General features: G+C 45.2%; 11 protein-coding genes. 1 reads left to right on the top strand and 10 read right to left on the bottom strand.

From position 1 onward, the window contains the following. Positions 1–392: 392 nt before the first annotated feature. The 6 genes from radA to purM all read right to left on the bottom strand — a co-directional run bounded on the left by radA (position 393) and on the right by purM (position 8,031). Positions 393–1,754 (bottom strand): DNA repair protein RadA, encoded by a 1,362-nt coding sequence (gene radA / locus DXB91_RS13415; protein WP_118018437.1) that lies wholly within the window; start codon positions 1,752–1,754, stop codon positions 393–395. A gap of 23 nt (positions 1,755–1,777) precedes the next feature. Beyond that, entirely contained in the window at positions 1,778–2,194 is a 417-nt protein-coding gene (locus DXB91_RS13410; RefSeq protein ID WP_022216880.1) for a hypothetical protein, read from the bottom strand. Positions 2,195–2,430: 236 nt separating this feature from the next. After that, positions 2,431–4,914 (bottom strand): ATP-dependent Clp protease ATP-binding subunit, encoded by a 2,484-nt coding sequence (locus tag DXB91_RS13405; RefSeq protein ID WP_118018435.1) that lies wholly within the window; start codon positions 4,912–4,914, stop codon positions 2,431–2,433. Between the two features lie 188 nt (positions 4,915–5,102). Beyond that, positions 5,103–6,374 carry a phosphoribosylamine--glycine ligase gene (purD, locus tag DXB91_RS13400; RefSeq protein WP_022216882.1) on the bottom strand — a complete coding sequence of 424 codons (1,272 nt, stop codon included), beginning with the start codon at positions 6,372–6,374 and terminating at the stop codon, positions 5,103–5,105. A gap of 11 nt (positions 6,375–6,385) precedes the next feature. After that, entirely contained in the window at positions 6,386–7,012 is a 627-nt protein-coding gene (gene purN, locus DXB91_RS13395; RefSeq protein WP_022216883.1) for a phosphoribosylglycinamide formyltransferase, read from the bottom strand. Further along, the gene (gene purM, locus DXB91_RS13390; protein ID WP_022216884.1) at positions 7,006–8,031 is read right to left on the bottom strand and encodes a phosphoribosylformylglycinamidine cyclo-ligase; all 1,026 of its coding nucleotides are present in this window, start codon (positions 8,029–8,031) and stop codon (positions 7,006–7,008) included. Before purM ends, purN begins: the two co-directional genes overlap by 7 nt. Positions 8,032–8,256: 225 nt before the next feature. Between purM and DXB91_RS13385 the strand changes: the two genes are divergently transcribed. Continuing rightward, positions 8,257–10,566 carry a diguanylate cyclase gene (locus DXB91_RS13385; RefSeq protein ID WP_118018433.1) on the top strand — a complete coding sequence of 770 codons (2,310 nt, stop codon included), beginning with the start codon at positions 8,257–8,259 and terminating at the stop codon, positions 10,564–10,566. A gap of 91 nt (positions 10,567–10,657) precedes the next feature. On the opposite strand, the gene DXB91_RS13380 is transcribed toward DXB91_RS13385, so the two are convergent. From DXB91_RS13380 to coaBC, 4 genes are read right to left on the bottom strand one after another with little or no spacing between them, the layout of a single operon-like run. After that, on the bottom strand, positions 10,658–12,763 hold the full coding sequence (locus DXB91_RS13380) for an aminopeptidase (RefSeq protein ID WP_055146790.1): 2,106 nt from the start codon (positions 12,761–12,763) through the stop codon (positions 10,658–10,660). Between the two features lie 12 nt (positions 12,764–12,775). Further along, the gene (locus tag DXB91_RS13375; protein ID WP_015535076.1) at positions 12,776–13,090 is read right to left on the bottom strand and encodes a hypothetical protein; all 315 of its coding nucleotides are present in this window, start codon (positions 13,088–13,090) and stop codon (positions 12,776–12,778) included. Continuing rightward, positions 13,077–13,541, bottom strand: a complete 465-nt coding sequence (locus DXB91_RS13370) for a VanZ family protein (protein WP_022216887.1) — start codon at positions 13,539–13,541, stop codon at positions 13,077–13,079. Before DXB91_RS13370 ends, DXB91_RS13375 begins: the two co-directional genes overlap by 14 nt. A 13-nt stretch (positions 13,542–13,554) precedes the next feature. After that, positions 13,555–14,775, bottom strand: coding sequence for a bifunctional phosphopantothenoylcysteine decarboxylase/phosphopantothenate--cysteine ligase CoaBC (coaBC, locus tag DXB91_RS13365; RefSeq protein ID WP_055223400.1), 1,221 nt, complete (start codon positions 14,773–14,775; stop codon positions 13,555–13,557). Positions 14,776–14,806: the final 31 nt, after the last annotated feature.

The following is a 14,806-nucleotide window of genomic DNA, read 5'->3' as shown; positions in this document are numbered from 1 at the left end:
ATTCTTGTTTGGAATTTCAGGGTTGTCATGTTGTTAATTTTTCAAGGTTCTTTATGTTTTCGCCTCTCAGCGACAACTTCTAAATACTATCACATTCATCTCTCAATGTCAACAACTTTTTTCATCTTTTTTCAAGTCATTTCGTCAGCTCTTATGAACTGATTTCGTATCATAACCGGGTGATTATATAACGAATAAATCTCAAAATCTGATGCTTTATAGATGTTTCTGACACCGTCTCACGCGACAGCTTTTATAAGATACCACCATCATTTGGCAAAGTCAAGCACTTTTATTGAATTTTACACGAAATAATTTTGGCCACAATACCAAATGATACTGTGGCCATGCTCACCGCTATTATCGTGCTTTATATGATTGAATATTTTCTTCTATATATACTCCAGTGCCTGCTGTATATTTGCGACACCTACCACCTTCATGTCTCCAAGGTCTTTCATCTTCTTCACATTGTCCAGATTGGATCTCGGTATGATGCAGGTCTTAAATCCCATCTTTGCGGCCTCGCGTACTCTCTGCTCAGCACCTGACACTCCACGCACTTCGCCTGAAAGTCCCATCTCTCCGAACATGACCATATCAGAAGGTATGGCACGGTTCTTGAAGCTTGATACAAGAGCAAATACTATTCCCAGATCTGCCGACGGATCATCAAGGCGCATACCTCCGGCTATATTCACATATGCATCACAGCCCGCCATAACTATGCCGCCTCTCTTCTCAAGAACAGCAAGCAAGAGATTTACCCTGTTGTAGTCGAGTCCCACACTTGTTCTTCTTGGCAGATTGAAGCTTGACTGGCACACCAGAGCCTGGATCTCAAGCAATATCGGTCTTGTTCCTTCCATTGTACATACTACTACAGACCCGGATGTGTCATCAGGTCTTCCATCCAGCATAAGCTGTGACGGATTCTTCACCTCTGCAAGTCCGGTTCCCTTCATCTCAAATACACCGATCTCATTTGTCGAGCCAAATCTGTTCTTTACTGCACGAAGGACTCTAAACCCGGCATTACGCTCGCCCTCGAAATAGAGAACTGTATCTACCATATGTTCAAGGGTTCTTGGGCCTGCCACGGTTCCCTCTTTGGTAACATGTCCTACTATGAATATGGCGATCCCTGTCTGCTTCGCCATCCTCATGAGTCTAGCTGTAACTTCCTTTACCTGGGATACACTTCCCGGTGCAGACTCCACGTCATCCGTAACTATGGTCTGTATGGAATCTATAACAATGACCTTTGGAGTGTCCTTCTTGACATACTCCTCCACATTCTCGAGATTGTTGACACAGAGAAGCAGCATATCCTTTGTAAAATTTCCGATACGCTCTGCCCTCATCTTTATCTGTGAAAGGGACTCCTCACCTGACACATAAAGTATCTTCTGTCCCATCTCTGACATATTCCTGCACATCTGCAGCAATATGGTGGATTTACCTATACCCGGATCTCCTCCCACCAGCACAAGGGATCCGCTCACTATCCCGCCGCCTAATACTCTGTTTAATTCGCCTATTCCTGTGGTAAAACGCGTCTCGTCGGTGGTCTCCACCTCCAAAATGCTTGTAGGCGCCACGACAGCCCTTCTACCGGACTGGCTCTTGGCGCCTACTGTCACTTTCTCCTCGCAAAATGAATTCCACGCTTTACAGCCGGGGCACTGCCCCATCCATTTTGTCGATTCGAATCCACATTCCTGGCAAAAAAACACCTGTTTTCCTTTTGCCATAAATATCTCCTGTGTATGCTATATTAGTCAAATGCTCTCTTAACATCAACCTTGACTGGTCTGCCCTCTTCAAGATCTACGCTTATGCTCATCTTGCCACCGAGGTTGGTCTTGTTCTTGCCGACATATACATCGTCTACGTGAACCTTGTACTCCGTCTCAGGCTCAAGCTCAAGTGTGATGGACGCATTCTCTGGTCCCTCAACTACAAATGTAACATCGTTCTCATCAGCCTTGAAACCATGTACTGCTGTTCCCGGTACTGACTCATATACGAACATTCCGTTCTTCTCAAGCTTTGTGATCTCGTTGAAAGTCTTTATCTTGTAGATATCTCCCTGGAACTCAAAACCGTCCTTCTTGGTCTTTGCTCCAAGCTCATAATTACCGAATTCCAATGACTCCCCCTGTGCATTTATCAATTCATTTACTACTGACATTGATCTTATCCTCCTGTTGTTTTTGTATGATCTGAACTCTATCGCAATAATATCCTGATATATATCAATAATCTCTGTATACTATCCGTTAGTGATTTTCATTATACAGTAATGCATCCTTTTTTTCTACAAAATTATGCATTTTCACCAATATTTCATATTAATTTCTACTGCTTAATTTTCCGCACTTGGCACTACTGTATATCATGCTCACATCACAAATATCTAATCCGACATCATTTCTCTGTCTTTTGTTTCGCTGTAAGTGATATTTTCTCAGTGGTTTTTCCGTCGGCTTCCTTCTTTTTCTTCGTTGACACTGTGACTGTATCACCTTTTTTGACATCACCTCTAAGCATCGCCTCCGCAAGCACATCCTCCACATATGTCTGGATAGCCCTTTTGAGTGGTCTTGCTCCGTACTTCTTGTCATAGCCTTTTCCAAAGATATATTTCTTTGCATGGTCGGTGAACTTAAGCTCAATATCCATCTGTGTCTGGACACGGTTCTTAAGTTCCTTTAACATAAGTCCGGTTATATCCTTTACATTTGCCTCGCTCAGGGCATGGAACACGATTATGTCGTCTATTCTGTTCAGGAACTCCGGCTTGAAGGTTCTCTTGAGCTCATCCATTACATTGCTCTTCATCTTCTCATGTTCCTTTGTCTCATCGCTTACCGTGACAAATCCAAGCTGCTTAGGGTCAACTATACCCTGTGCCCCTGTATTGGAGGTCATGATTATGATTGTGTTCTTGAAATCCACCTTTCTTCCCTGGGAATCCGTTATGTGTCCGTCATCAAGTACCTGAAGGAGAATGTTGAACACATCGCTGTGAGCCTTCTCTATCTCGTCAAACAGCACAACAGAATACGGATTGGTCCTGACCTTCTCACTGAGCTGTCCGCCCTCCTCAAAGCCTACATAACCCGGAGGTGAACCTATCATCTTGGACACGCTGTGCTTCTCCATGTACTCCGACATGTCAACTCTTATCAGGGCATCCTCACTTCCAAATACTATATCTGCAAGAGCCTTGGAAAGCTCTGTCTTACCGACACCTGTAGGTCCGAGGAACAGAAATGATCCCATCGGCCTCTTCGGATCCTTAAGTCCGACTCTGCTTCTCTTGATAGCACGTGATACGGCTGTAACAGCCTCCTCCTGGCCAACTACCCTCTTGTGAAGTTCACTCTCAAGGCGTTCAAGCTTCTTTGACTCCTTCTCCGTGAGCTTGCTCACAGGGATCTTGGTCCACACGGACACAACATCCGCAATATCGTTCTCCTGAACTATGATATTTCTCTGGCTGGAAGACTGCTTTCTTGCATTCTTCTTTGCAAGCTCCTTCTGTCTCGCGCTCAACTCTGCCGCCGCCTCTATATTGCCAGCCATGAGTGCCTTCTCCAGATCGTCGTTGAGCGTTGTAAGCTCAGCCTCCACAGCCTTTTTCTTCTCATAATTATGTCTGTCCGATGAGAATCCGAGCCTCTTTCTGGAGCATGCCTCATCCATAAGATCTATGGCTTTGTCCGGCAGGAATCTGTCTGTTATATATCTGATGGACAGATCCACCGCAGCTTCAACCGCATCATCGCTTATATCGACATTGTGATGCTGCTCATAGCATGGTCTGAGTCCCTTGAGTATCTCCACTGCCTCATCCCTTGTAGGCTCATCCACGTACACCGGCTGGAATCTTCTCTCAAGGGCCGCATCCTTCTCTATATACTTCCGATATTCGTTCAGAGTCGTAGCACCTATCATCTGGATCTCGCCGCGTGACAGGGACGGCTTCAGTATATTGGACGCATCTATTGCACCCTCGGCACCGCCTGCCCCTATGAGTGTGTGAAGTTCATCCACAAACAATATGATATTGCCATCCGATATGACCTCTCCGATGACCTTCTTTATCCTGTCCTCAAACTCTCCTCTGTACTTGGAACCGGCAACCATGCTTGAAAGGTCAAGCGAAAGAAGCCTTTTACCCTTTACAGTATCCGGCACTTCATCGTGGGCTATGAGATATGCTATGCCCTCCACAACAGCAGTCTTTCCAACACCCGGCTCTCCGACCATACATGGATTGTTCTTCATTCGTCTGCTGAGTATCTGCATGACTCTCTCTATCTCTTTTGTACGTCCGATGACCGGATCCATATTGCCCATCCGTGCTTCCTGTGTCAGATCTCTGGAATACTGATCCAGTGTAGGTGTGGATGTCTTGCTCTTATTTCTCGACTTTTTCAGTGCTGCATATTCTCTCTTTGCCGTATTCGCATCGCTTCCACAGGCCAGAAGTATGTCTGTGTACACCTTCTGGATATTTACATTCTCTGATGCCATAAGCTTTACAGCTACACAGTCTGTCTCCTTTATAAGTGCCAGAAGGATATGCTCTGTTCCCACCTCCTGGGAATTGAGTCTTCTCGCCTCATACTGTGAGTCATCGAGAATCCTTCTTGCGCTCATCGTATATTTGTCTCTCTCCCCTGTGACTACTCCACCAGGTTCCAATGTATACTTCAACGCATCTATGATCTTAACTATATCCAGACCATTCTCGTTCAGAATACTGTACGCTGTTGTATCTGCTACAGATGCCAGTGCAACGATAAAATGCTCGCTTCCGACAAAATTCTGTCCAAGCTTCCTCGCCACCCTGTTTGCCTCTTTTATAACTATGTCAGATTCTTTGCTGTACGGTAATTTCATTCAGTCCACCTCAAATCTAAATAATCTAGGATTTTATGCGCTTCATTATAGCATATGTCGTCGTGCGTAAGCGCGATGACCTACGCACGCATCAGCGTGCTTCATTATAACATATATATTACAGGAATACAAAAGAGGTTTTGAGACAAATTCTCTCAAAACCTCTTCCGTAAATATATATCTATAGATTACTGCTCGTCTATAGCCTTACCTATATCATGTCTCATGTACTTGTTGTCAAATGTGATCCACTCTGTCGCAGCATATGCATTCGCACGAGCCTCGAAAAGATCCTTGCCCTTTGCTGTAACACCGAGTACACGGCCGCCATTTGTCACGATCTGATCACCGTCAAACTTTGTGCCGGCATGGAATACAAAGTAGTCATCCTTACCGTCAAACTTCTCAAGTCCATGTATAGGATAGCCCTTCTCATATGATACAGGGTATCCGTCTGATGCAAGAACTACGCACACTGCCGCATTGTCCTCAAACTGAAGATCAACTTTATCAAGTGTTCCGTCGATACATGCCTCCATGACATCGATAATATCATTCTTCATACGAGGAAGAACTACCTGAGCCTCAGGATCGCCAAATCTTGCATTGTACTCGAGAACCTTAACACCATTTGGTGTCATCATGAGTCCGCAGAACAGAACTCCCTTGAACTCTCTGCCCTCTGCCTTCATGGCAGCCATGGTTGGCTTGTAGATGTTCTCCATGCAATACTCGTCTATCTCTTTTGTATAGAAAGGACTTGGGGAGAATGTTCCCATTCCGCCTGTGTTGAGTCCCTGATCTCCATCCTTTGCTCTCTTGTGATCCTGTGCTGAAGTCATAGGCTTGATCGTTGTTCCATCACAGAAGCAAAGGACTGATACCTCACGTCCTGTCATGAACTCCTCTATTACCATGGTATTTCCGGCTGAACCAAAGTGCTTGTCAAGCATGATCTCCTTGACGCCTGCCTTTGCCTCCTCAAGGTCATTACATATGAGAACACCCTTGCCGAGTGCAAGTCCGTCAGCCTTTAAAACTATAGGGAATGTGGCTGTCTCAAGGTACTTGAGCGCTGAATCGGCATCTGTAAAGTTCTCATAAGCCGCTGTAGGTATGCCATACTTCTTCATGAGATCCTTGGAGAACGCCTTTGAGCCCTCTATGATCGCTGCATTTGCACGAGGTCCGAATGCTCTGATACCGGCTGCCTCAAATGCATCGACCGCACCTGCAACAAGCGGATCATCCGGCGCAACAACAACCAGATCGACTGCCTTATCCTTTGCAAATGCAACCAGCTTGTCAAAATCCATCACACCTATATCAACGCACTCTGCAAGTGCTGCGATACCTGCGTTGCCAGGTGCACAATATATCTTGGATACTTTATCACTCTTTGAAATACTTGTAACTATAGCATGCTCTCTTCCGCCGCTTCCTACTACCAATACTTTCATGGATATTCCTCCTAATCTTCTACAACTGCAATTCCATCTTCAACATGTACTTTGCCATGGGCGATCTTGTCTATAACCGCAGGCAGAAGCTTCCACTCAGCCTGTTCCATCACACGCTGCTGCAGAGCTTTCGGTGTATCACCATTCTGTACTGCAACTGCCTTCTGCATGATGATCGGACCTGTGTCAGTGCCTTTATCTACAAAATGGACCGTAGCTCCCACTACCTTGACACCTCTTGCAAGGGCTGCCTCATGAACTTTAAGTCCATAGTAGCCTGTTCCGCAGAATGCCGGTATGAGTGATGGGTGTATGTTGACTATCTTATTCGGATATGCATCTATCACTATCTCAGGTATGACCACAAGATATCCTGCGAGAACTATAAGATCCGCTCCGGTCTCCTGAAGCTTTGCGAGGAGTGCCTCGTTGAATCGAGCTCTGTCCGCGTAATCCTTAGGGCTTACGACCTCCGCTGCTATTCCCACCTTCTTCGCCCTCTCAAGAGCAAATGCATTCTTATTGTTGCTTATGACCGCAACTATCTCCGTATCTGTTATGACTTTATTATCTATGGCATCTATGATGGCCTGAAGATTGGTTCCGCCGCCTGATACCAGAACTGCAACCTTTAGCATAAGTCTACTCCCTTTTCACCAGCTACAACTGTACCGAGAACAAATGCCTTGTCGCCGGCAGCTTCTATAGCTGCAATAGTCTTATCTGCGTCTGCAGGGTCTATAGCAAGACACATACCAACTCCCATGTTGTATGTGTTGTACATCATATGCTCATCTATATCGCCTTTCTTTGCGAGAAGCTTGAATATAGCCGGTACCTCATATGAATCCTTCTTAACCTGAGCACGAACTCCGTCTGGAAGCATTCTTGGGATATTCTCATAGAATCCACCACCTGTGATGTGACTGCATCCCTTGATCGTAATGCCTGCATCCTTCACTGACTTGAGAGCCTTTACATAGATTCTTGTAGGCTCAATAAGTGCCTCACCGAGTGTCTTGCCAAGCTCGTCGTAATATGTATCAAGAGATTCCTTTGTCATCTCGAAAACCTTTCTTACAAGTGAGAAACCGTTGCTATGCACTCCACTTGAAGCGATACCTATAAGTGTATCTCCAGGCTTAATGCTCTCTCCTGTAATAAGATCCTTCTTCTCAACAACACCTACTGCAAATCCTGCAAGGTCGTACTCATCCTCAGGCATAAGTCCCGGATGTTCTGCTGTCTCACCACCTACGAGGGCAGCTCCTGACTGGTTGCATCCCTCTGCAACGCCGCTTACTATAGTTGCAATCTTCTCAGGATAGTTCTTGCCACATGCTATATAGTCAAGGAAGAAAAGTGGCTCTCCACCAGAGCATGCGATATCATTCACACACATTGCCACTGCGTCGATTCCGATGGTGTCATGCTTATCCATAATATAAGCGAGCTGAACCTTTGTTCCACATCCATCTGTTCCTGACAGAAGTATAGGCTCTTCCATATCCTTGATCTTAGCGAGACTGAAAGCTCCTGCGAATCCACCAATTCCGCCAAGTACCTCGGGTCTCATGGTTGTCTTGATATGCTTCTTCATAAGCTCCACAGACTTGTATCCAGCTTCAATATCTACTCCGGCATTCTTGTAATCCAATTTCTTATCCTCCTGTTATCTGTTTTGTACAAGGCGCACCGGCACCTTTTCAAATATTCCAATAAATTATAGATTATATCGAATACTTTGTAAAGATTGAGATGATTACAAATTGATAATGTGGTGAACGTGTGGTATAATCACAATATATTGTGATTATAGCTATCCGCAATATATAACAGTCGATTATACTACAGCAAAAGCAGTTACTAAAGGAGCACCCGCATGACCAACAACAGATTGAACATCGGTATTTTTACGTGTCATATTGATAACGATTACGCAACAGAGGTTTGCAAAGGAGCTGAATACGCAGCAAAGGAACTTGACTGCAATCTCATCGTATTTCCGGGCATGTTTCTGAATGCCTCCTTTTATGATCCTGCCAATCAACTGTATGATTACCAGTATAATTCGATTTTCTACTATGCACATCCTGAGTGTCTGGACGCACTTATCATCTCCGTCGGAGCTATATCATCTCTGTTATCGGAGAAGGACATGAATTCTTTCCTTTCCCATTTTGATGGAATACCTATCCTCACACTGGAGGAGAAGCTTCCGGGATATCCATGCATCAGAACAGACAATTCAAGAGGAATGAGGGATGCCATAGAACATCTCATAAAAGAACACAAGAGAAAGCATATATGCTTTGTTGCCGGCAAGGATGACAACACCGACAGCAATCTCAGGCTCAAGATATACAGAGAGGTTCTCTCTGAGAACGGACTCAGCGTTGAGGACCGCATGATAATACACGGCGACTTCGCAGAATACTGTCAGGAGGAGACTGCACAGCTTCTGGATGTCAACCCGGATGCCGATGCCATCGTATTTGCAAATGATCGCATGGCAATAGGCGGTTATGCAGAACTCAAGTCCAGAGGAATACGCATAGGAGAAACCATGTCGGTCATCGGTTTTGACGATTCACCATCTTCCGTCAACATGGATCCCCCCCTCACCACAGTCAATATCAATTCCTGTGAACTCGGTTTCCGTGCAGTATATGCGGCGGTGAGACTTGCCCAGACCGGCAACATGAAATCCGAGACTCTGGATTCCAGACTTATAAACAGACTGTCCTGTTGCTGTCACCTGTGCACAGAGAGTGACCTGATAGATGCCGGCAGACATTTACTGGATCTTGACATACCGGACATCATCGATATTCTCGACGGACGACTCTTCGGAGAGATCGCAGATTCTTTCTTTGCCTCCAAGGTCATGTCCGCATACAACAGGATACTCATTGATATAGTATCCGTGATCAAGAGCGACATTGATACGGAGTACCCACAGAACAAGATCATCGATGAACTCAAATGTATTCTCGAATCTGACCTGACCGATTTTTATTCTGTCCAGAAAACAGCATACATGTTCCGTGAACTGGCTTCCATCTTCTCAAGCTGTAAATTGTCTGCAGCCAAGAGTCTCCAGTTCAACAGACTTAACACGACCATAACCAACACCATATCACTCTTCATCTCGAATCAGCTTTACAACACGATATACGAGAACAAGATGATGGGCTGGTCATCAATATACATAACCCGTGACACCCTGACATACGGCGAGGATCTTGGCAAGACATACACATCCATCCTCCACAAGCTTCAGGGGCTGAATTACGAAGGAGCTTACATCTACACCTACGACGATCCTGTGCGCATCACAGACACGGGAAGCTGGATCGTTCCAAAGTCAGTCTTCCTTCAGGCTTTCTTCAACCCGAACAATTGTCAGGTGCTTTTCGGAGAGTCCAGAAGGGTTCCTTCTGTAGAGATTTTTGACAACGAATATACATACTATGACAAGCGTTTTACATCCGTCATAGTTCCTATATTTACAAACGAGGATCACCACGGAGTGTTCATATGCAACACAGATGTGGCTCACTTCAGTTCCATATATTCCACCAGCCTACAGCTCGGTGCAGCACTGAAATATATGTCGCTGCTCCGTGAGCAGAACATCACGCAGGAACAGCTCAGGATGTCTCTGAACGAGATTCACGAGAAGAACGAGCTTCTGAACCACCTGTCGACATCAGATGAGCTGACGGGTATATATAACAGACGTGGATTTATGGAGCGGGTTGAATACTATATCAACATTCCGTCAAACTGTGGAATGAAGGCCATACTTCTCTTCGCTGATATGGATTCACTGAAAGTTGTAAATGACAAATTTGGACACAAGGACGGTGACTTCGCCCTCAAGAACATCGCGAACATCCTGTCCCAGAGCTTTGGTCCACATGATGTCATCGGTAGAATAGGCGGCGATGAGTTCGTATGCTTTGCATTTATAGACGACTCCGATTACGTCACCGAAGTGCAACGCAAGATCAAGGATTTCTCAGCCGAGCTGAACGCAACCTGTGGCAAGCCATACTTCATAGAGATGAGCGTTGGTGTTACTGAATTTGTCTGCGATGGAGAACAGACCATCGAGGATCTACTCTCACAGGCAGACACGGCACTTTACTCAAACAAGAGATACAAGAGAATGTCCATACTGAAGTAATCTTCAGTATCAGAACAAAGATATATACATAAAGAGAGACAGATATTTATTTCGACTGAAATAGATATCTGTCTCTTTTTGTCCTATAGGTCTACTTTGCCTGATCCAGCGCTTCATTGAGCTTCTCTGTTCCCGGCAGGACAAATCTGCCCTTCTCGATGATCGGAACTTCAGTTCCATCCGGATGAACGGAATATATTCCTCCTATCTCATCATAAGGTATTGTTATGTCTGTATGGCAGTTGAAATACGCCTTTGACACATCTGTTTTTCTCAGAATAGAACACTCATTGTCCTTTGCCACGATCTCCTTGCCATCAGGATTGTGGAGCACATTTTCCTCACTCCAGCTATAGCATGTATCTCCCACAGCAAAATGCGGTCCCATCTTCTCAACTATGAGGATAGGCAGTTTATACACTATGTCATATTTGTTTGCCATGACGTATGCTGTCGTATTTGTTCCTATTGCAAACTCTCCTATAGGAAGTGTATCCCTTCCGCCCAGAAGATTCTCCTTTATATACGCCTTGTTCTTCTCCGTATCCGGATAGTTGTCACATGTATAGTCCGCTATTTTTCCATCCTCAAATGTAAGCTTGAGATTCACATATTTCAGGCCGTCCAGGAATACTTCACTTACGTTTAATATTCCGTGGGTTCCGGTGAGCTTCGGTGAAGTGAACACCTCTCCAACAGGTATATTCACATCGGCTACGCAGTTCTCAAAGTTGGTCTCCTTCGATGGATCTGTCATCTCGTGCATCATAACGGTCATATCAGTCACATTTGCTCCCTGACCGACAACCCTCACGTGTTCAGCCTTATCAAGCTCATCTATCATACTCTGATGGATCGCCCTGAACAGATCATTGTCCAGTGTGTTGATCCTGACAGTATCCCTGAATATATCTCTGTATCTATCTCCGATCTCCGGCACAGGGTATGCTATTATAGTGAAGCTGCACTGATCCTGGGCTATATATTCATTTACGATCTGTGAACTCATTGTGCGGTATGAGATCACAGCCTCCTGCTGTTTCTTGTCGAGCACAGGATTCAGTTCACTGTTCTCCGGCTCAAATGGGTTCTCGCCGAACACCTCGACCACCGCAGGGCCCGCATATACTGAAGCCTCATAGGCCATATTCTTGTATGCCTGTCTGAGCACCTCCAGCTTTCTCTCCATGAGCTTCTTGTCCATGAAGAGTGCCTCATCCATCCTGTGATCGTACTCGAGCTGTCTGTTAGGAACGCTTGACGAATAACCTATCCTGTGTATAAGTCTCCTGTTGATCCTGTTTGCCGCATATCGGTAGCATATCGGCCTCAGACCCATCTGCTCAAACTGCAGTATCGCGGCTCTTATCATCCTCTCCTGTCCAAGGAAATATCGGATATTTACAGTTTTCTTCTTCGAGAGATCTATTCCGGCAGCCTCGAATCCCAGTCTGTAGCCCTCGGTGAATGTTCTTGCCATGGCCTCTATCTCTGAATCCGGCAGGGTACTCATGAAAATCGCCGTGTCGATCTCATTTTTCCCTACATACTCTCCATATCTGTACAGATACGTGACATCGCCCAAATCGCTGTTCATGATGATATCCGTCGCAAATGTGAGATCAGGGTCAAGCTGCTCTCTTATCCTGTACGTGATCCAGAACTCGGCATAATCGTTCTCAAAATAATACACAGCGGATTCCAGATCCTTCACGGAAAAATCATCCTGAAACATGAAATATATCTGGACAAACAGCTCCGCAAACAAAGTTATGTCAACCACTCTGCCCTCAAATGCGTACACTGTCATTCCTCTTATCTCGTTGTACACAAATCCCAGAAGCTGGGCGATGCGCTTTATCTCCTCTTTGTCACGGGTGTAATCCTTTGAAAACTCACCCATGATATATCTGTAATTTGCATAGCTTCTATTGTAGTTGTCTCCCAGTATGTCATTGTACAGCCCATGGTTCATCGCCTGAAGCTGATCAAGGCTCCTGTCTGGCAGTGCGTCATTTTTTACCAGTTCCAGAACATCTCCTATTCTAGCTATAAATCCGGCAACATGACTGAAATAATCTCTGTACGGCTCCTTTACCAGTGATTCATGGATTATCTGTCTCACACGTTCCATGATAAGCTCATAGCGCTCTTCTATATCATCATATTCTTCTGTAAGATTCTTATAATAATTCATCGCATGCCCTTTCTATAATCCCATCAATAAAAATATAACAGACGCTCCAAGAACTATAACATTAAGTATGATCGCCATCTTCTTGTTTGTTATACCTCCGTTGTCCGCCCTGTAGCCTATGGCCGAGAATACCAGGCCTGTAAATGCCATCAGCATCGCGCTGACCATGAGGACTCCGTACACCCTCTGTACCTTTCCCTGGGTAAGTATGGATTTTATGATGGATATGACCACAAACACTCCGCCAAATCCGCCCAGAAAGTATCCAATTATGGTGTCCGTCGGCAGACCCGGTGTCGAAACTTTGAATTCCTTACTTCTTTGCATGATATCTCCTGATAAGTTTTGCTGTAACGTAATATATACAATATCCTATGACTCCACCAAGCGTATTCATGATGATGTCATCGATGTCGAACACACCCAGTTTGGTTATGTACTGCACCGTCTCTATGGCAAGTGTAAATCCCAGAGAGTACAGCAGAGCCTGTACAAATGTCGTGTTCTTATTTCTCGCCCATCTGAGCAGCATACCAAACGGTATAAATGCGATTATATTGCCATAGAGATTCAGAAATACACTCATTGGCGACATCTGATCACCGTATGTGATAAATCGCTGTATTTCCTGCAGAGGGTGAAGATTGTATCTGCGTTCATCATATCCCCCTCTGCCAAACATATCGCTGAAAATAAGAAAGTAAACGATACAGATTATATAAAGCACAAACAACACAGAGCACACAGCCCTGAGTTTTTTTCTATCTATCTGCTTCAAAATATTACTCCTGTCAGGACAGGTCTGCAACTTTACGCATCTCCATTATTCTGTCAAGAAGCATGTCTGCACACTCTTCCTTTGACATCATCGGAAGTTCACTGATACTGTCCCTTGTAATGAGAGTGAGAACATTGGTGTCAACACCAAATCCCGCCCCTGCGACCTTTAAATTATTTGCCGCAATAAGATCTATATGCTTTGAATCTATCTTCTTCCTTGAATTCTCTATGAGATCCCTCGTCTCCATGGAGAATCCGCAGATGATCTGATCCTGTATCCCCTTTTCAATTCTCTGATTTCCAAGTGCAAGCAGAATATCCTTCGTTCTCGAAAGCTTGATGCTCATGTCTCCGTCAGCCTTCTTGATCTTGTGTTCTGCCACCTCTGCAGGCCTGTAATCAGCCACCGCAGCAGCCTTGATGATCACGTCCTGCTCTGTACTTCTGTCCATGACAGCCTCGTACATATCCTGAGCCGATGTTATGTCAACCACATTGACAAATCTCGGCGGTTCTATCTCCACCTTGCCTGTGACCAGGGTGACGTCCGCCCCTCTGAGCATGGCCTGTCTGGCAATGGCATATCCCATCTTGCCTGTGGAGTGATTCGTTATATATCTGACCGGGTCTATGGCCTCACGGGTAGGGCCTGCCGTAACCAGAAGTCTCACCCCGGCCATATCCTTTTCTTTCGCTATGGCCTTAAGGATATAATCCTGAAGAACCTCCGCATCAGGGAGCTTGCCCTTGCCTGTGTCTCCACATGCAAGGTATCCAGTTGCGGATTCCACTATCTCATATCCATATGACTCAAGCTTCTTTATATTGTCCTGTACTATAGGATTCTCTATCATTCCGGTATTCATGGCCGGTGCTATGATCTTAGGACATTTTGCCGGCATGATCGTTGTGCTGAGCATATCGTCTGCTATTCCCCCCGCTATCTTGCCGATTATATTGGCCGACGCAGGTGCCACCATGAACACATCCGCCCTCTTTGCCAGTGCTACGTGCTCCACGTTGAACTGGAAATTCCTGTCAAATGTATCGACCAGGCATTTGTTGCCTGTGAGCGTCTCAAATGTGATCGGATTGATAAAGTTTGTTGCGTTCTCCGTCATGATGACATGCACATCCGCATGCTTTTTCACCAGCATACTTGCCAGATTGGCTATCTTATATGCCGCAATGCTTCCTGTGACTCCGAGAACTACTGTCTTTCCTTTTAACATACTGTGTATTTTATCCTTTCTTCAAAGGCTG

Origin of the sequence: Coprococcus sp. OM06-34AC, assembly GCF_003462545.1 — a bacterium.
GTDB classification, from domain to species: Bacteria; Bacillota; Clostridia; order Lachnospirales; family Lachnospiraceae; genus Coprococcus; species Coprococcus aceti.
The sequence above is the reverse complement of the archived record's forward strand: the minus strand, read 5'-3'. Positions and strand labels throughout refer to the sequence as shown.